This is a genomic window from Streptomyces sp. NPDC023541 (assembly GCF_055559995.1).
Genome location: NZ_JBVHJO010000007.1, coordinates 91,625 through 108,955, shown reverse-complemented (window position 1 = coordinate 108,955; position 17,331 = coordinate 91,625). Strand labels below are relative to the sequence as shown.

Sequence of the window (17,331 nt, the reverse complement as noted above, 5' to 3'; positions counted from 1 at the left end):
CGCAGTGGTGACGTTTGCGCAGGCGCAGGAGCGCGCCGAGGAATGGATCAACGGGGACGTGCCCGCGTACCAGCACCGGGAGGTGCGCGTACGGGAGTTCGGGCTCGGGTTCGTGGTGTGGGCGGAGGACCGTCCGGCGGGTCCGGTGTCGGGAGGAGGCCGGCAGCGGCTGGTCATCGCCCGGGACAGCGGCGAGGTGACGTTGTGGCCGGGGCTGCCGGTGGGTGAGGTGATCCGCCGGTACGAGGAGGAGTACGGGGCCGCGGCCGCGCCGCCGCCTTCGGAGGCATCGGTTCCGCCGCCGCGGATCGACTCGGAGCAGACATCGTTCATGCTGAGCCCGCCGGAGTGGCTGCAGGAGGCGGCCGACCGTGCGGGGATCCCGCGCGCGCCGGCCGCGCCGGTCTCGGCGGCCTCGGCCTCCGCGTCGCCGTCGGCGTCCCCGTCGGAGCCGCAGACGGCTTCCGTTTCGGCGGAGTCCGGTCAGGCCGAGGCTCCCGCCGCTGTTCCGGGCGCCGCGGACGCGGTGCCGTTGCGGCGCGGCGGTGCGATCCCGTACGAGCCGACGGCCAACGACGGGGTTCCGACGACTCCCGCGGCCGCGGTGCCGACCGGAGCCACGCCGTGGGCGGGGACCGATGTGAACTCCGGCACCGACGACGCGTCCGTGCCGCTGCCGGCGACCGTGTTCGCGCCGCCGCTGTCCGGGTCGGACCTGGAGGACGCGCCGTCGTCCTCCTCGGTGGCCTCCGAGGCGAAGACGACGTTGATGCCGGGCGGCAGCCAGCTGCCGAGGACCGCGATCGTGCCCGCGCTGGGGTCCTCCTCGCAGGACATCGCGGACGCGCCGACGAGCAGGGCCCGGGTCTCGCGGCCGGGCGCCGCGGAGACTCCGGGTGCGGGGCAGCCGTCGACGCCGCCCGGTCCTCCCGGTGCGCCCGGTGGCGGGCTGGACCATGCCGCGACGATGTTGGCCGGTCCGGCCGTCACGGGTCAGCCGCCGGCGCCTCCGGGTCCCCCCGGGGCTCCCGGGCAGCCGCCCGCGCCTCCCGGTCCGCCGGGGGCTCCCGGGTCGCTGGGCCGTGGGCTGGACCATGCCGCGACGATGTTGGCCGGTCCGGCCGTGACGGGTCAGCCGCCGGCGCCTCCCGGTCCGCCCGGGGCTCCGGGTGCCGGTGCGCCGCAGCCTCCCGGCCCGCCCGGCCAGCCCGGTGCGCCCGGTGGCGGGGCCCATCACGCCGCGACCATGCTCGCGGGTCCCGGCGTACCCCGGCCTCCCGGTCCGCCGGGGGCTCCCGGTGCTCCCGGTGCGCCCGGTGGTGGGCTCGACCATGCCGCGACGATGCTCGCGGGTCCCGGCGTACCCCAGCCGCCCGGCCCGCCCGGCCCGCCGCCGGGCGGCCCCGCGGCGCAGCCGCCGGCCCCGACCGGTGCGCCCACGGTCGGCCCCGGCTACCAGGCCGTGCTGCGCTACCGCGCTCCCGACGGCTCCGAGCAGCAGCTCATCCGCCGCTCGGCGCCCGGCACCCCGCACCCGGAGTGGCAGATCCTGTACGAGCTGCGGGCGATGAACGTGCCGCCGCAGCAGGTGCTGGAGCTGCACACCGAGCTGGAGTCCTGTGAGCTGCCCGGCGGTTACTGCGCCCGGATGATCCGGGAGACGTGGCCGCAGGTGCGGATCACGAGCGTCGCTCCGTACGGGCAGGACCACGCGGGCCGCCAGCAGGGCATGCGGCACCTGCTCACCCATCAGGGCGAGCTGCACCAGGTCGCCGACGGTCCGGCGCGCCCGGCGCCGGTGCGCGCTCCGCTGCCGCAGGTTCCGCTGCAGCCGGCGATCCCGCTGGAGGCCATCGGACAGGAGCTGGCGGCGGCGTTCGGTCCGCAGGGCGTGTTCCGTTTCGACCAGCGGGCGGTGTCCCGTCAGGGTGTGCCGGAGATCGTGGCGCAGACGCTGATGTGGGCGGGACTGCCGGTCGACTTCGGGCCGTTCTTCTGGGCGCAGGCGGTGCCCGGGCAACCGGTGCCGACGCTGGCCGAGCTGGCGGCGCAGCGGCAGGTGCAGCCGGCGACGGACGCGGGCTCGTACCTCGTGATCGGCAGCGACTTCGGCAAGGCGCTGTGCGTGCAGTACGGGACCGCGCACATCGTGGCGGTGCCGGTGGAGGGTGGTCCGGGGGGTGCCCCCGTGCCGCCGCAGTTCGTGAATTCGAGCCTGCCGCAGTTCGTGCGCTCGGTGGCGATGCTGGGTCACATGTGGCGGCTGCGTCAGCATCTGACGCCGGAGCAGGCGGGCCGCTGGACCGTCGATTTCCAGGCGAACCTGGCGGGGCTGGACAGCGCCGCGCTGTCGTCGCCGGAGAGCTGGTGGTCGGTGCTGCTGGAGCAGATGTGGGACGGCCTGTTGTGAGGGCCGTCTGACACGACGTGACATGGCACGTGGCATGCCGCGGCTGATCGTGGCGAGCGTGAGTGGCCGGGTCGGGACCCTCGGAGGGGGTCTCGGCCCGGCCATTCGGGCTTCAGGGAGCAAATGGCGCATCCTTGAAGGGAATCCCCGCGAGAGAGGCGCATCCAGGATGAGTGCACCCATTGCGACCGTGCGCGGTCGCGGCTACCGCATGGAAGAGGTCGACCGGTACCTCGCCCGGCTCTCCGGGAGCCGTGACGAGGCCTGGGAGCGGGTGGCGCGGCTGACGGTCCTGGCCAAGCAGATGGAGGCAGAGGCGGCGCGGCTGCGCGAGGTGGTGGCCGGGCTCGCCCCGCAGACGTACGACGAGCTGGGCGAGCGGGCCCGGCGGATCCTGCTGCTGGCGGAGGAGGAGGCCGAGTCCGTACGGGCGGAGGCGCGGGCGGACGTGGCCGCGACGCTGGACGCGGCCGGCGCGCGGGCCGAGCGGGTGGCGGAACTGGCTCGCGGCGACGCGGAGGCGGTGCGGGAGCAGACCGAGGTCCGGGCGCGGCAGGGGCTGTTGCGGGCGGAGCGGGAGGCGGACGACCTGCGGGCGGGGGCCCGCCAGGACGCGGCCGCGTGGCGGGCGGACGCGGCGGCGGTACTGGCGCAGGTGCGGCGGCGGGCGGAAGCGGCGCGGGTGGAGCGGGAGCGGGAGCAGGGGGAGCGCTGGGAGGCGGCAGGGCGGGAGCTGGCGGCGCGGGAGGCGGAGGCGGACGCGCGGCACGCGGAGTCGGAGCGGTACGCGCAGGTCGCGCTGGCGGAGGCGCGGCGGGGGCTCGCGGAGGCGGAGGAGGCGGCGCGGCACGGGCAGGAGGACGCGGAGGCACGGGCCGCGGAGTTGGTGGCGCAGGCGCGGGTGGCGCAGGAGCGGATCGGCCGGGAGACGGAGCGGGTGCTGCGCGAGCACATGGAGGCGCAGGAGGAGATGCGGGCGCACATGGCCCATGTGAAGGCGAGTCTGTCGGCGCTGACAGGGCGTGCTCCAGCGGAGGGCTGAGGCGGTCGTCGCCGGCCCGGCCCGGGCCGGGCCACTGCCCCGTCCCCGGCTGGGTCCCCGGCCGCCGGATCGTTCTCCCTGGTCACTGCAGCTTCGTGAGGAAGTCCTCGATCAGCGGGGCGATCTGCGGGAGGTGGGTTTCCAGGGCGAAGTGGCCCGCGTCATCGAAGACGTGGACCTCGGCGTCGGGGGCGTCGCGGAGGTAGGCCTTCGCGCCCGCCGGGGTGAAGAAGGGGTCGCCGGCTCCCCAGACGACCAGTACGGGTATGCGGGCGGCGCGCAGCCAGGCCTGCCAGGCGGGGTAATGGGCGAAGTTGGACGCGTAGTCGAAGGCGAGGTCGGCCTGGGCGTCGGTGCGGCCGGGGCGGCCGAGGTGGTGGAGGTCGAGGGTCCAGCTGTCGGGGGAGATCAGGGTGGTGTCGGCGACACCCGTCTCGTACTGGAAGCGGGTGCCCTCGGGGGTGAAGAGGCCGCGGACGCGTTCCTCGTCGCCCGGACGGCGCAGGCCGGCGAACTCGCGGGCGGCGTCGGAGAGGCCCTCGTCGTAGGCGTTGCCGTTCTGGACGATCAGGCCGGTGATCCGGTCGGGGCGGCGGGTGGCGAGCCGTAGTCCGACGGGGGCGCCGAAGTCGAAGACGTAGAGGGCGTAGCGGTCGAGGCCGAGGGTGTCGGTGAAGCCCTCCACGACGTCGGCGAGCCGGTCGAAGGTGTGGGTGAAGCCGGCGGGGGTCGTGGTGTGGCCGAAGCCGGGGAGGTCGGGGGCGATCAGGCGGTGGGGGGCGTCGCCGAGGGCGTCCATGAGGCGGGCGAACTGGTGCGAGGCGGTGGGGAAGCCGTGCAGGAGGAGGAGTACGGGGCCGTCGGCGGGGCCGCTCTCGCGGTAGGCGACGCGGACGCCGTCCACGTCGACGGTGCGGTGCCGGATGGTGGGGATGGTGCGGCGAGCGGTCATCACATGCCTCCTGCGTCCTTGTTTCCATTAGTCTCGCCGGTGATCTCTAATGGGTCAAGTGGTTGTATTAGCATTAGCGGATGGGCATGTTTCCTCTGATCGGCGAGCACCTCGCGCTGGACCTCCTCAACACCCGGACCGGGGAGGGGGACCTCGTCGCCGACCCGGCGGGGCTCGCCGCCTGGCTCGCGGAGCAGGCGGGACGGCTGACCGCCGTGGACGCCGTGGGGGAGGGCGAAGTGGCCGCCGTACGGGTCGTACGGGAGGCGGCGCGGCCGGCGCTCCATGCCGTACGGCGCGGTGAGCGGCCCCCGGCGGAGGCGCTGCGCGTGCTGAACGGGGCTCTGTCCGGGGCGCCGTGCCACCGGGTGCTGGCCTGGAGCGAGGAGGCCGGTTTGGGCGCGGCCGTGCACAGGCCGGCGGAGCCGGCCCGGCGTCTCGCGGCCGAACTGGCCGATGCGGTCGCGGAGCTGCTGACGGGCCCGGGGGTCGGCCGGGTGCGGGAGTGCGAGGCCCACGACTGCGTGCTGCTGTTCCTCCCCGCGCACCCGCGCCGCCGCTGGTGCGTGGCCGGGGTCTGCGGCAACCGGACCCGGGTGGCCCGCTACTACGCCCGCCACAAGGACCACTGACCTCAGAGGTCCCACAGGGGCGAGTCCAGCAGCCGGCCGACGCCTGCGACGGTGAAGAAGCACAGGAGGGCGGTCTCGCCCCGGTCCGGGCCGGCCGCCTCCCACCCGCCGCCGCGGGTCCGCGAGATCACCTCGTTCGTGCCGGCTGTTGCGCGGACGAGGTGCCGGTGGAAGCGGTGCACCGTGAACGCCAGGGTCCGTCCGTCGTCCAGGACGAAATGGATGCCCCGGCGGTGTGCCGGCAGTGCTCTGCCCAGGGCTCGGGCCGTGAACGGCACGCCGTCGAGCGTGCCGTGGATGCCGTGGCGCATCCGGACCCGTACTCCGCGCCAGGGCGGTGCGGCGTCCTCGATGTCGAGGACGGTGTCCTCGGCGAGCCGGAACTGCCACCGCTCCCACGCCTCGGCCTTGGCGGTGGCGGTCAGTCGTCGGCCGGGCTCCCGGAAGAGCGTGTAGGCGCCCAGGGGCGTGTCGATCTCGGCGTGCCGTGCGCGGGTGTGCGCGGGCGCCGGCCAGGTATGCCACGGGGTGCGCCATGTCGGCGTGATCGCGGGCATGGGCTACTGGGCCGGGTGCTGTTGTGCCGGGACGGTGGGGGGCTCGTAGCAGTACGGGTCACTGCGTAGGCCGCGGGCGGTGACCACCAGGGTGAGCGGGGGCTTCGCCCGGGGTGGGAGGGGGGCGGTCAGGGCGCCCGTCAGGAGGTCGGCCCGGGTGGGGACGGCGGTGCCGTCGACGGTGAGGCGGGCGTCGGCGAAGCCGCCGCCCTCGACCGTGAGGTGGTCGCCGGAGACGGAGGCGCGGGTGATCACCGGGTTCGCACGGGTGGCGATCTTGTTGACGAGGTAGGCGCCCGCCGGGGCACCCGTCAGGGCCCAGATCTCCTCGGGCAGGCGGGGCAGGCCCGCGGCCACGTCGGCGAGGAAGAAGAGGACGACGTAGAGCATCGTGATCGCGCTGAGCGTGACGTACTGGAGGTCGATGAGGTCGGTGCGTCCGCTGTCGTTCGCGATGAGCTCCCGCAGCGGGCGGCGGCCCGACGCGGTCGGCGGGGCGGCGGGTTTGGCGAGACTGCCGTGTTCCACGCGCAGGCCGACGACGGTCTTGGCGGCGATCAGGGCCACGTACGGGCCGCCGAGCAGCGGCAGGTACACCGTCGTCAGCGTGGACAGCGGGCCGTCGGCGCCGCGGAAGTAGGTCACTCCGCCGCCCGCGGTGAGGCCGTAGCCCAGGGTGGCGACCAGGAGCCAGACCAGGATCACCGTCCAGGCCAGGGCGAGTGCCGTGGAGGTGGAGAGCCGGCCGTCGCGGCCGGTGATGAAGGCCGGATGGCGGCTCAGCCGCAGGCAGATCGGGCCGGCCAGCGCGGCCAGTAACAGCAGTGCGCACAGTGCGGATGCCATGGTGTCCCCCCGGATGACGGTGCTGCGTACGAGGGTCGCCCACTGCCCTGGCCATGACAAGGCGGCTCTCCGGGCGCGGGCGGTTCAGTCGTCGCGCAGTTCGGGGAGGACCGGGAACCTGCGGGGCGCCACCAGGAGCAGGACGAGCAGCGCGGCCACGGCGGCCGCCGTCGCGCCGAGGAAGATGTGCTCCACGGCGGCGGCCACCGCTTCGCGCAGGTGATCGGCGGCGGCCCGGGGGAGCAGGTCCGGGTGTTCCAGGGCCTTGGCGACGTCGTCGAGGTGGCGCGGGAGTCCGGCCACGGGGGCGTCCGCCAGGCGGGCGGCGATGGTGGCGTTGGCGACGGCGGCGAGCAGGGCGGCGCCCACGCTCTGGCCGACCTGGCGGCAGAAGAGCACCGAGGCGGTGGTGGTGCCGCGTTCCGCCCAGCCCACGGTGGACTGGACCCCGACGATCAGCGGGAGCTGGAAGAGGCCGAGGGCGGCGCCGAGCAGCAGCATGATCAGGGCGGGCTGCCAGGGCAGGGCGGGGTACGGGAGCAGGGTGAAGGAGTACAGGATCACCGCGGCGAGGCCGATGCCGACGACCGCGCTGTTGCGGAAGCCGATGCGCCGGTAGACGTGCTGGCTGAGGGCGGCGGTGACCGGCCAGCTCAGGGTCATCACGGACATGACGAGTCCGGCGCCGACGGGGCCGAGGCCGAGGACGGACTGGGCGTACGTCGGCATGAAGACCATCGGGGCGACCATCAGCAGGCCGAGCGCGCACATGGCCAGGTTGACGGCGGCTATGGTGCGCCGGCGCCACACCCAGCCGGGCAGGATCGGTTCCTCCGCGCGCCGTTCCACCCGGACCACCACGGCGGCCAGGACGGCGCCGGCGCCCAGCAGGCCCAGTGAGGGGGCGGACAGCCAGGGCCAGGCGACCCCGCCCTGGACGAGAGCGAAGAGCAGGAGGCCGCCGCAGCAGAAGACGCCGAGGGCGCCCGCCCAGTCGACGGGGCCGCGGCGGCCGGGGGAGCGTACGGGCTCGGTCAGGTGGCGGGTGATCATCCACAGGGCGAGGGCGGCCAGCGGCAGGTTGATCAGGAAGATCCACCGCCAGTGGGCGTAGGAGGCGAGCAGCCCGCCGAGGGCGGGGCCGGCCACGGCCGAGGTGGCCCAGACGCTGGACATGCGGGCCTGGATCTTCGGGCGTTCCTTGAGCGGGTACAGGTCGGCGGCCAGGGTCTGGACGGTGCCCTGGAGGGCGCCGCCGCCCAGGCCCTGGACGATGCGGAAGGCGATGAGGGCGGCCATGTTCCAGGCGGAGGCGCACAGCAGCGAGCCGAGGAGGAACAGGCCGATGCCGAAGAGCAGGACGGGTTTGCGGCCGAAGGTGTCGGACAGCTTGCCGTAGACCGGCAGGGTGACGGTGACGGCGAGCAGGTAGCCGGAGAAGAGCCAGGAGAAGACGGAGAAGCCGCCGAGGTCGCCGACGATCTGCGGGACGGCGGTGGCGACGATGGTGCTGTCGAGGGCGACGAGGGCCATGCCGAGCATCAGGGAGGCCACGACGGGGGCCGCGGGGCGTTCGGCCGACCGGTCCGCGCCCCCACGGCCGTCCGCTTCCGTATCGCCGCCCGCGGTTCCGCCGCCCGCGGTTGCGCCGCCGACGGTTGCGCCCGTACGCCCGCCCGCGGCCCCGGCGGCGCTGCCGGTGTTCGTGCCCGTGGCCGAAACGGCGGCACCGGGGGTGGCGCCCGCACGCCCGGCGGGTATGCCGGCCGGGCCTCCGTCCGTGCTGTCCGCTGCCGGCACCGAGATTCCTTCCCCTTGCACGCAGTTGCGGGGGACACGATCTCACCGCAGTCCTGCGGGCGGTATCCCTCAGGCCGTGTCGTCCGAAGGGCGGACAACCCCTAAGGGTCTCTCCGCACTACGGGCCAGGGGTGTTTCCTCCCGGCGGAGGAGGTGCGGGCGTCCGGCGTCTCCTTAACTGGAGCCTACGTACCGGGGGGCCGGGTGGGGTTAACCCCCGGGTGGATACGGCTACGGGCACCAGCGCGCCGTAGGGCCCTGCCGCCGCAGACTCGTCACGGCGGAGCACGCACGCACGTTCACGCACACGCACGCATTGCGAAGAAGGAGACAGACCGTGACAACGGCAATGACCGAAACCAGGCACGGGGGTACTGGAGGGCATGCTGCCGTCGCGGCCCGGGCGCGAAAGGTCGTCAAGGCCTACGGCTCCGGGGAGACACGTGTCGTCGCCCTCGACGAGGTCGACGTGGACATCATGCGCGGCCGGTTCACCGCGATCATGGGACCCTCCGGCTCCGGCAAGTCCACCCTGATGCACTGCCTCGCCGGCCTCGACACGGTGACCAGCGGGCAGATCCACCTGGACGACACCGAGATCACCGGGCTGAAGGACAAGAAGCTCACGCGGCTGCGCCGCGACCGGATCGGCTTCATCTTCCAGGCCTTCAACCTGCTGCCCACGCTCAACGCCCTGGAGAACATCACGCTCCCCATGGACATCGCGGGCCGCAAGCCCGACGCGGAATGGCTGAACCGGGTGGTGGAGACCGTGGGCCTGGCCGGCCGGCTCAAGCACCGTCCGACCGAGCTGTCCGGCGGCCAGCAGCAGCGCGTGGCGGTCGCCCGCGCCCTCGCCGCCCGCCCCGAGATCATCTTCGGTGACGAGCCGACCGGAAACCTGGACTCGCGCGCCGGCGCCGAGGTCCTCGGCTTCCTGCGCCGTTCGGTGGACGAGCTCGGCCAGACCATCGTCATGGTCACCCACGATCCCGTGGCCGCGTCCTACGCCGACCGCGTCATCTTCCTGGCCGACGGCCGGATCGTCGACGAGATGCACGCACCCACCGCCGAACAGGTCCTGGACCGGATGAAGGACTTCGACGCGCGCGGGCGGACCTCATGAGCAACACGGTCCTGAAGACCTCGCGGCGCAACTTCGTCGCGCACAAGGGGCGGATGGCGCTCTCGGCCGTCGCGGTCCTGCTCTCCGTCGCGTTCGTCTGCGGCACCCTGGTGTTCACCGACACCATGAACACCACCTTCGACAAGCTGTTCGCCGTCACCAACTCCGACGTGACCGTCAGCCCCAAGAGCGCCGGGAGCGGGGAGGAGACCCCCGACCGCGGCAAGCCCGAGACGCTGGCCGGCTCGGTCGTCGAGCAGGTCAAGAAGGCCGAGGGCGTCAAGAGCGCCGAGGGCGGCGTCGTCTCGATGGCCGTCACGGTGGTCAACGCCAAGAACGAGAACATGGGCTCGACCACCGGCGCCCCGACCATCGCGGGCAACTGGAGCGACAACGAGCTCAAGTCCATGAAGATCACCTCGGGGCAGGCACCGCGCGGCCCCACCGAGGTGATGGTGGACGCCGACACCGCGAAGAAGCATGGCCTGGGACTCGGCGACGAGCTGCGCACCATCGCCATCACCGGCGACATCCGTGCCAAGATCACCGGCATCGCCGCCTTCACCGTGACCAACCCGGGAGCGGCCGTCGTCTACTTCGACACGGCCACCGCGCAGCAGTCGCTGCTCGGCTCCCCCGACGCCTTCACGCACGTCAATGTCACCGCCAAGGACGGGGTGAGCGACGAGCAGCTCAAGGCGAACATCGGACGCGCCGTCGGAGCGGACGCCTACAAGCTCCAGACCGCCAAGGAAGCGGCGGACGCCAACCGCAAGGACGTCGGCGCCTTCCTCGACGTCATGAAGTACGTGATGCTCGGCTTCGCCGGCATCGCCTTCCTCGTCGGCATCTTCCTGATCTTCAACACCTTCTCCATGCTGGTCGCGCAGCGCACCCGTGAGATCGGCCTGATGCGTGCCATCGGCGCCGACAGCGGACAGGTCCTGAAGTCCGTGGTCGTCGAGGCCTTCCTGCTCGGCGTGGTCGGCTCGGTCCTGGGTGTCGGCGCGGGCGTCGGCCTGGCCGTCGGCCTGATGGCGCTCATGGGCCAGATGGGCATGCACCTGTCCACCGACGACCTGACGGTCGTCTGGACCACGCCCGTCGTCGGCATCGTCCTCGGCGTCATCGTGACCGTCGTCTCCGCCTTCGTCCCGGCCCGCCGCGCGGGCAAGGTCTCCCCGATGGCCGCGCTGCGCGAGTCCGGAACCCCGGGGGACAAGAAGGCCGGCCGTGTCCGCGCCGTGCTCGGTCTGGTCCTCACCGGCCTCGGCGGAGCCTCCCTCTACCTCGCCGGAGCCGCCGAGAAGGCCGCGGCCGGATCCCTCTGGCTGGGTCTGGGCGTCGTCCTCACCCTGATCGGCTTCATCGTGATCGGCCCGCTGCTCGCCGCGGGCGTGGTGCGGGTGCTCTCCGGTGTGGTCCTGCGGCCCTTCGGGTCCGTGGGCCGGCTCGCCGAGCGCAACGCCCTGCGCAACCCGCGCCGCACCGGCGCCACGGCCGCCGCGCTGATGATCGGCCTCGCGCTGGTCGCCTGCCTGTCGGTGGTCGGCTCCTCGATGGTGGCCTCCGCGACCGACGAGCTCGACAAGTCGGTCGGCGCGGACTACATCGTCGCCTCCGAGGCCGGCCAGCCCGTCCTGCCGCAGGCCGAGCAGGCCTTGCGCGCCACCGCCGGCCTCGACCACGTCACCGCCTACCGCCAGCTGGAAGTCACGCTCACCGCGCCCGACGGCACCACCGAGGAGACCGACCTCGGCGCGACCGACCCGACGTACGCCAAGGACATCCGGCGCAAAATGACGGCCGGCGAGCACGCGGCGGCCTACGGCGACGGCTCCATGTCGGTCGGCTCCCTGTACGCCACCGCGCACGGCATCAAGCTCGGTGACGAGATGACGGTCGCCTTCACCGGCGGCAAGACGGTCAAGCTGAAGGTCGCGGCGATCACCAGCGACGAGGGCAACCTCGACAAGGGCATGAAGTACATCAGCACCGAGACCGCGCGGGCGAACGTGCCGGCGGACCGGATGCCGCTGCCCTTCATGATGCTGGCCACCGCCAAGGACGGGCAGTCCGACGCCGCCGCGTACAAGTCGGTCAAGGCGGCCCTGAGCGCGTACCCGCAGTACGTGGTGCGCAACCAGGCCGACTACAAGCAGGCCCTGAAGGACCAGGTCGGCCAGCTGCTGAACATGGTCTACGGGCTCCTCGGACTCGCGATCATCGTCGCGGTGCTGGGTGTCGTGAACACCTTGGCCCTGTCGGTGGTCGAGCGGACCCGCGAGATCGGCCTGATGCGCGCCATCGGCCTCTCCCGCCGCCAACTGCGCCGCATGATCCGCCTGGAGTCGGTGGTCATCGCCCTCTTCGGCGCCCTGCTCGGCCTCGGGCTGGGCATGGGCTGGGGAGCCACCGCACAGCAGCTGCTGGCGCTGGAGGGCCTGAAGGTCCTGGAGATCCCGTGGCCGACGATCATCGGGGTGTTCGCCGCGTCGGCCTTCGTGGGCCTGTTCGCCGCACTGGTCCCGGCCTTCCGGGCGGGGCGGATGAACGTCCTGAACGCGATCGCGAGCGAGTAGCGGGCGCCGCGTTCGTACGGGGTTGGCGCAGGCCCGGGACCGTTGTCCCGGGCCTGCGCCCTTTTTCGCGTCCGCCGGTACGGGCCCGCTCAGCCGGCGGTGTCGCGCCGCATCAGGACGATCCCGCCGGCCTCGCCCACCAGGGTGTACCGCTCGCCCGGGTGGAGCTGGGAGGCGTAGCCGGTCGGGTCGTCGCCGGCCCACTTGTTCCCGTTGTCGATGGTGATCCAGTCGGGGACGACGCCCTTGCTGCCGCCGATCCACAGGACGCGGCAGCGGGAGGTCAGCCGCGTCAGCGGTGTGGTGTCCGCCTCCACGGTGGCCCCGTCGGGGATCCGGTCGAGGAGCCGTTCGATCGCGGCGACGCGTTCGGGCTTCTCGTAGGTGGACGCCTCCGTGAGCTTGGCCGTCGGCATGCTGGTCATGGCCAGGGCGAGCGAGGCGGCGAGCACCGCCGTGGGCATCTGGAGGGCGTAGGCGCGCAGCCGGGGCCGGTCTCCGCGCCGGACGGTGTCGATGGCGTCGACCAGGGCGAGGGCGACGACGGGCATCAGTACGGCGCTGTAGTGCCAGTCGGTGGACCAGTAGTGGTCGTCCCCGGACAGGAACCGCCAGCCGAGGGTGGGCGCGGCGACCAGCAGCAGGGGCGAGCGCAGGGCGAGCAGGCCGGAGGTGGGGATCAGCACCCAGCCCAGCGTGGCCAGCTTGGTACCGGCACCGGCGAAGGGCCCCCCGCCCTCGATCTTGTGCCAGTAGCCGTAGCCGTCGGTCGCGAAGGCCGGTATGAACACGGTGAACACCAGTACGGCGCACACGCAGGCGGCCGCGGCGATGCCGAGCGCCGTCCAGACGGTGCGCCGGTCGGTGGCACGGGCGCGCCATGCCACCACGACGGCCAGGGCGGCCAGCGTGAAGCCGAGGTCCTCCTTGACGAGGAGCAGCGGCAGCCCCCACAGCAGCGCGGCCCGCCAGCGCCGGGCCAGGACCGCCTCCAGGGCGAAGGCCAGCAGCGGCACGGCGAAGGCGATCTCGTGGAAGTCGAACTCCACCGCCCGCTGGATCCCCCAGGACAGGCCGTACGCGACGCCGACGGCGATCCCGCGGGCCCGGCCCAGGAGCCGTCCGGCCGCCCGGGTGACGGGCACGGCGGAGAGCGCGAACAGCGCCGCCTGGACGACCAGCAGCGTGATCGGCCCGGGGAAGACCCGGTAGACGGGTGCGATGAGCGCGATGATCGGACTGAAGTGGTCCCCGAGGATGTTGGCGCCCGGCCCCTTCAGGTCGGCGACCGGCTCCCGGAGGTGGGCGTACGCCCGGATCGCCTGCTCGAAGATCCCCAGGTCCCAGGAGGCCCAGTCCATGCGCCGGAACCGGCCGACGGACAGCACGAGGTAGACGAGGAAGAGCCCGCACGCCACCAGCCAGGGTCCGGCCCAGCGGGTTGCGGCCGCCCGGGGCGGGGCCTGGGGGGCCGGTGCCGGGCGGGCCATGGCATCGCTCGTCACGGACTCGTGCTCCTCGGCCGTTCGGCGTGAACTCCTGCGGAAAAGGACGCGGCGAGCTCAGGCGGTGGTTACGTGCACATCGTAAAGCGGGAGCAACGTCTCCAGGAGGAGGGGCCCGCCCCCGCGCCGTGACCCGAATCCCTCGCGCGTCGGTGGCGGCGTCGTCGTAGGGTGGGAACCCCCGGCCCGTACGACGTGTCGGGTGCTTCGCGTTGCCCCTTCACGCCCTCAAGACCAGACCCTCACCGGACGGAAAGCCCCCTCATGAGCCTGCACGGACTGCTCGACGCCGTCACCCGGGACGCCGCCCTCACCGAGGCGGTCACCGCGGCCGGTGACGGCAACCGCATGCACGTGGACCTCGTCGGACCGGCCGCCGCGCGCCCCTTCGCGATCGCCGCGCTGGCCCGGCGCACCGAGCGGACCGTGCTGGCGGTCACCGCCACCGGGCGCGAGGCCGAGGACCTGGCCGCCGCGCTGCGCTCCCTGCTGCCGCCCGACGAGGTGGCCGACTACCCGTCCTGGGAGACCCTCCCGCACGAGCGGCTCAGCCCGCGCAGTGACACCATGGGCCGCCGGCTCGCCGTACTGCGCCGGCTGGTGCACCCCAGCAAGGACGACCCGGCCGCGGGGCCCGTCAGCGTGATCGTCGCCCCCATCCGGTCCGTGCTCCAGCCCCAGGTCAAGGGCCTGGGCGAGCTGGTTCCGGTGAGCCTGCGACAGGGTGCGACCGCCGATCTCGGCGAGATCACCGAGGCGCTGGCGGCGGCCGCGTACGCACGCGTCGAGCTCGTCGAGAAGCGCGGCGAGTTCGCCGTCCGCGGCGGCATCCTCGACGTCTTCCCGCCCACCGAGGAGCACCCGCTGCGCGTGGAGTTCTGGGGCGACGAGGTCGAGGAGATCCGCTACTTCAAGGTCGCCGACCAGCGGTCCCTGGAGATCGCCGAGCACGGCCTGTGGGCGCCGCCCTGCCGGGAACTGCTGCTGACGGACGCCGTACGGGAGCGGGCCCTGGCCCTCGCCGAGGCCCACCCGGAGCTCGGCGAACTGCTCGGCAAGATCGCCGAGGGGATCGCGGTGGAGGGCATGGAGTCCCTCGCCCCGGTCCTGGTCGACGACATGGAACTGCTGATCGACGTGCTGCCGGCCGGGGCGATGGCCGTCGTCTGCGATCCCGAGCGGGTACGGACCCGGGCCGCCGACCTCGTCGCGACCAGCCAGGAGTTCCTGATGGCCTCCTGGGCGGCCACCGCGGGCGGTGGCGACGCCCCCATCGACGTCGGCGCGGCCTCGCTGCGCGGCATCGCGGAGGTCCGCGACCGGGCCCGCGAGCTGGACATGATGTGGTGGTCGATCTCCCCGTTCGCCGCGGACGACACCGGCCTGGCCGCCGACACCCTCAAACTGGGCATGCACGCCCCGGAGGCCTACCGCGGCGACACCGCCCGCGCCCTGGCCGACACCAAGGGCTGGATCGCCGACGGCTGGCACACCGTCTACCTCACCGAGGGCCACGGCCCGGCCGCCCGCACCGTCGAGGTGCTCGCCGGCGAGGGCATCGCCGCCCGGCTGGAGCCGGACCTGGGAGCCCTGGAGCCGAGCCTGGTCCACGTCGCCTGCGGATCGATCGACAACGGCTTCGTCGACCCGGTGCTGCGCCTGGCCGTGCTCACCGAGACCGACCTGACCGGGCAGCGGACCGCCAGCAAGGACCTCGGCCGGATGCCGACCCGCCGCCGCAAGACGATCGACCCGCTGACCCTGGAGGCCGGCGACTACATCGTCCACGAGCAGCACGGCGTGGGCCGCTACGTCGAGATGGTCCAGCGCACCGTGCAGGGCGCCACCCGCGAGTACCTGCTGGTGGAGTACGCCCCCGCCAAGCGGGGGCAGCCCGGCGACCGGCTCTACATCCCCACCGACCAGCTGGAGCAGGTCACCAAGTACGTCGGCGGCGAGGCCCCGACCCTGCACCGGCTCGGCGGCGCCGACTGGACCAAGACCAAGGCGCGCGCGAAGAAGGCGGTCAAGGAGATCGCCGCCGACCTGATCAAGCTCTACAGCGCGCGCATGGCCGCCCCCGGCCACACCTTCGGTCCCGACACGCCCTGGCAGCGGGAGCTGGAGGACGCCTTCCCGTACGCGGAGACGCCCGACCAGCTGACGACCATCGCCGAGGTCAAGGAGGACATGGAGAAGTCGGTCCCGATGGACCGGCTGATCTGCGGCGACGTCGGATACGGCAAGACCGAGATCGCCGTGCGCGCCGCGTTCAAGGCGGTGCAGGACGGCAAGCAGGTGGCCGTCCTCGTCCCGACCACGCTGCTCGTGCAGCAGCACTTCGGGACCTTCTCCGAGCGTTACAGCCAGTTCCCGGTCAACGTGAAGGCGCTGTCCCGCTTCCAGAGCGAGACGGAGTCGAAGGCGACGCTGGAGGGCCTGCGGGAGGGCTCGGTGGACGTGGTCATCGGCACCCACCGGCTGTTCTCGCAGGAGACCAGGTTCAAGGACCTGGGCCTGGTCATCGTCGACGAGGAGCAGCGCTTCGGCGTGGAGCACAAGGAGCAGCTGAAGAAGCTCCGCGCCAACGTCGACGTGCTGACCATGTCCGCGACGCCGATCCCGCGCACCCTGGAGATGGCGGTGACCGGCATCCGCGAGATGTCGACGATCACCACCCCGCCGGAGGAGCGCCACCCGGTGCTCACCTTCGTCGGGCCGTACGAGGAGAAGCAGATCGGCGCGGCCATCCGCCGTGAGCTGCTGCGCGAGGGCCAGTGCTTCTACATCCACAACCGGGTCGAGTCCATCGACCGGGCGGCGGCCAAGCTGCGCGAGATCGTGCCCGAGGCGCGGATCGCGACGGCGCACGGCCAGATGTCGGAGCAGGCGCTGGAGCAGGTCGTCGTCGACTTCTGGGAGAAGAAGTTCGACGTACTGGTCTCCACGACCATCGTCGAGTCGGGCATCGACATCTCCAACGCCAACACCCTGATCGTGGAGCGCGGCGACAACTTCGGCCTGTCGCAGCTGCACCAGTTGCGCGGCCGCGTCGGCCGAGGCCGGGAGCGCGGGTACGCGTACTTCCTCTACCCGCCGGAGAAGCCGCTGACGGAGACCGCGCACGAGCGGCTCGCGACGATCGCCCAGCACACCGAGATGGGCGCCGGCATGTACGTGGCGATGAAGGACCTGGAGATCCGAGGCGCGGGCAACCTGCTCGGCGGCGAGCAGTCCGGTCACATCGCGGGCGTCGGCTTCGACCTGTACATCCGCATGGTCGGCGAGGCGGTGGCCGACTACCGGGCCGCCGTCGAGAACGGCGGGGTGGAGGAGGAGCGGCCGCTGGAGGTCAAGATCGAGCTGCCGGTCGACGCGCACGTCCCGCACGACTACGCGCCGGGCGAGCGGCTGCGCCTGCAGGCGTACCGGTCCATCGCGTCGGCGACCTCCGAGGCGGACGTCAAGGCCGTCCGCGAGGAACTCACCGACCGCTACGGAAAGCTCCCGGAGCCGGTGGAGAACCTGCTGCTGGTGGCCGGGCTGCGGATGCTGGCACGGGCCTGCGGGGTCGGTGACATCACCCTCCAGGGCAACAACATCCGCTTCGGGCCGGTGGAGTTGCGCGAGTCGCAGGAGCTGCGGCTGAGGCGCCTCTACCCGGGCACGGTCCTCAAGCCGGCGACCTCGCAGATCCTGGTCCCGCGCCCCAAGGCGGGCAGGATCGGCGGCAAGCCGGTGGTCGGCCGCGAACTGCTGGCCTGGACCGGCGAGTTCCTCACCACCATCCTCGGCTCGTAGCGCCCGGCGGCCGCGGCCGGGGAGCCCGCGCTCCCGGCCGCGGCCGACGTGCCGGCGGGGGCCGTGCTGCGACCCTGC

The 17,331-nt window shown here is 73.1% G+C and carries 11 protein-coding genes; 6 read left to right on the top strand and 5 right to left on the bottom strand.

All coding sequences use genetic code 11. The features are described from left to right. Nucleotides 1–4: 4 nt before the first annotated feature. Both ACZ3X1_RS19030 and ACZ3X1_RS19025 read left to right on the top strand, forming a co-directional pair. Nucleotides 5–2,410 carry an SUKH-4 family immunity protein gene (locus ACZ3X1_RS19030; RefSeq protein WP_467280352.1) on the top strand — a complete coding sequence of 802 codons (2,406 nt, stop codon included), beginning with the start codon at nucleotides 5–7 and terminating at the stop codon, nucleotides 2,408–2,410. Between the two features lie 169 nt (nucleotides 2,411–2,579). Beyond that, the gene (locus ACZ3X1_RS19025) at nucleotides 2,580–3,452 is read left to right on the top strand and encodes a cellulose-binding protein (RefSeq protein ID WP_467280351.1); all 873 of its coding nucleotides are present in this window, start codon (nucleotides 2,580–2,582) and stop codon (nucleotides 3,450–3,452) included. 82 nt (nucleotides 3,453–3,534) lie between these two features. On the opposite strand, the gene ACZ3X1_RS19020 is transcribed toward ACZ3X1_RS19025, so the two are convergent. Further along, nucleotides 3,535–4,404: an alpha/beta fold hydrolase gene (locus tag ACZ3X1_RS19020; protein ID WP_356813490.1), complete on the bottom strand. Its 870-nt coding sequence runs from the start codon at nucleotides 4,402–4,404 to the stop codon at nucleotides 3,535–3,537. A gap of 80 nt (nucleotides 4,405–4,484) precedes the next feature. Between ACZ3X1_RS19020 and ACZ3X1_RS19015 the strand changes: the two genes are divergently transcribed. Further along, nucleotides 4,485–5,036, top strand: coding sequence for a CGNR zinc finger domain-containing protein (locus ACZ3X1_RS19015; RefSeq protein WP_356813488.1), 552 nt, complete (start codon nucleotides 4,485–4,487; stop codon nucleotides 5,034–5,036). Between the two features lie 2 nt (nucleotides 5,037–5,038). Here the strand turns inward: ACZ3X1_RS19015 and ACZ3X1_RS19010 are convergent, their stop codons facing one another. The 3 genes from ACZ3X1_RS19010 to ACZ3X1_RS19000 form a co-directional block, all read right to left on the bottom strand. Beyond that, nucleotides 5,039–5,593, bottom strand: coding sequence for a hypothetical protein (locus ACZ3X1_RS19010; protein WP_356813487.1), 555 nt, complete (start codon nucleotides 5,591–5,593; stop codon nucleotides 5,039–5,041). A 3-nt stretch (nucleotides 5,594–5,596) separates the two neighbouring features. Beyond that, complete coding sequence (locus tag ACZ3X1_RS19005; protein WP_356813485.1) at nucleotides 5,597–6,439, bottom strand: hypothetical protein; 843 nt, start codon at nucleotides 6,437–6,439, stop codon at nucleotides 5,597–5,599. An 84-nt stretch (nucleotides 6,440–6,523) separates the two neighbouring features. After that, a complete protein-coding gene (locus ACZ3X1_RS19000) occupies nucleotides 6,524–8,239 on the bottom strand; it encodes an MFS transporter (protein WP_467280350.1) in 1,716 nt (571 codons plus the stop codon). 349 nt (nucleotides 8,240–8,588) lie between these two features. On the opposite strand from ACZ3X1_RS19000, the gene ACZ3X1_RS18995 reads away from it, so the two are divergent. Further along, entirely contained in the window at nucleotides 8,589–9,365 is a 777-nt protein-coding gene (locus ACZ3X1_RS18995) for an ABC transporter ATP-binding protein (RefSeq protein WP_390076557.1), read from the top strand. Beyond that, on the top strand, nucleotides 9,362–11,947 hold the full coding sequence (locus ACZ3X1_RS18990) for an ABC transporter permease (protein ID WP_467280349.1): 2,586 nt from the start codon (nucleotides 9,362–9,364) through the stop codon (nucleotides 11,945–11,947). Before ACZ3X1_RS18995 ends, ACZ3X1_RS18990 begins: the two co-directional genes overlap by 4 nt. A gap of 89 nt (nucleotides 11,948–12,036) precedes the next feature. Here the strand turns inward: ACZ3X1_RS18990 and ACZ3X1_RS18985 are convergent, their stop codons facing one another. Next, a complete protein-coding gene (locus tag ACZ3X1_RS18985) occupies nucleotides 12,037–13,437 on the bottom strand; it encodes a DUF2079 domain-containing protein (RefSeq protein WP_467280556.1) in 1,401 nt (466 codons plus the stop codon). Between the two features lie 279 nt (nucleotides 13,438–13,716). Between ACZ3X1_RS18985 and mfd the strand changes: the two genes are divergently transcribed. Then, nucleotides 13,717–17,253, top strand: a complete 3,537-nt coding sequence (gene mfd / locus ACZ3X1_RS18980) for a transcription-repair coupling factor (protein ID WP_356813480.1) — start codon at nucleotides 13,717–13,719, stop codon at nucleotides 17,251–17,253. Nucleotides 17,254–17,331 lie beyond the last annotated feature (78 nt).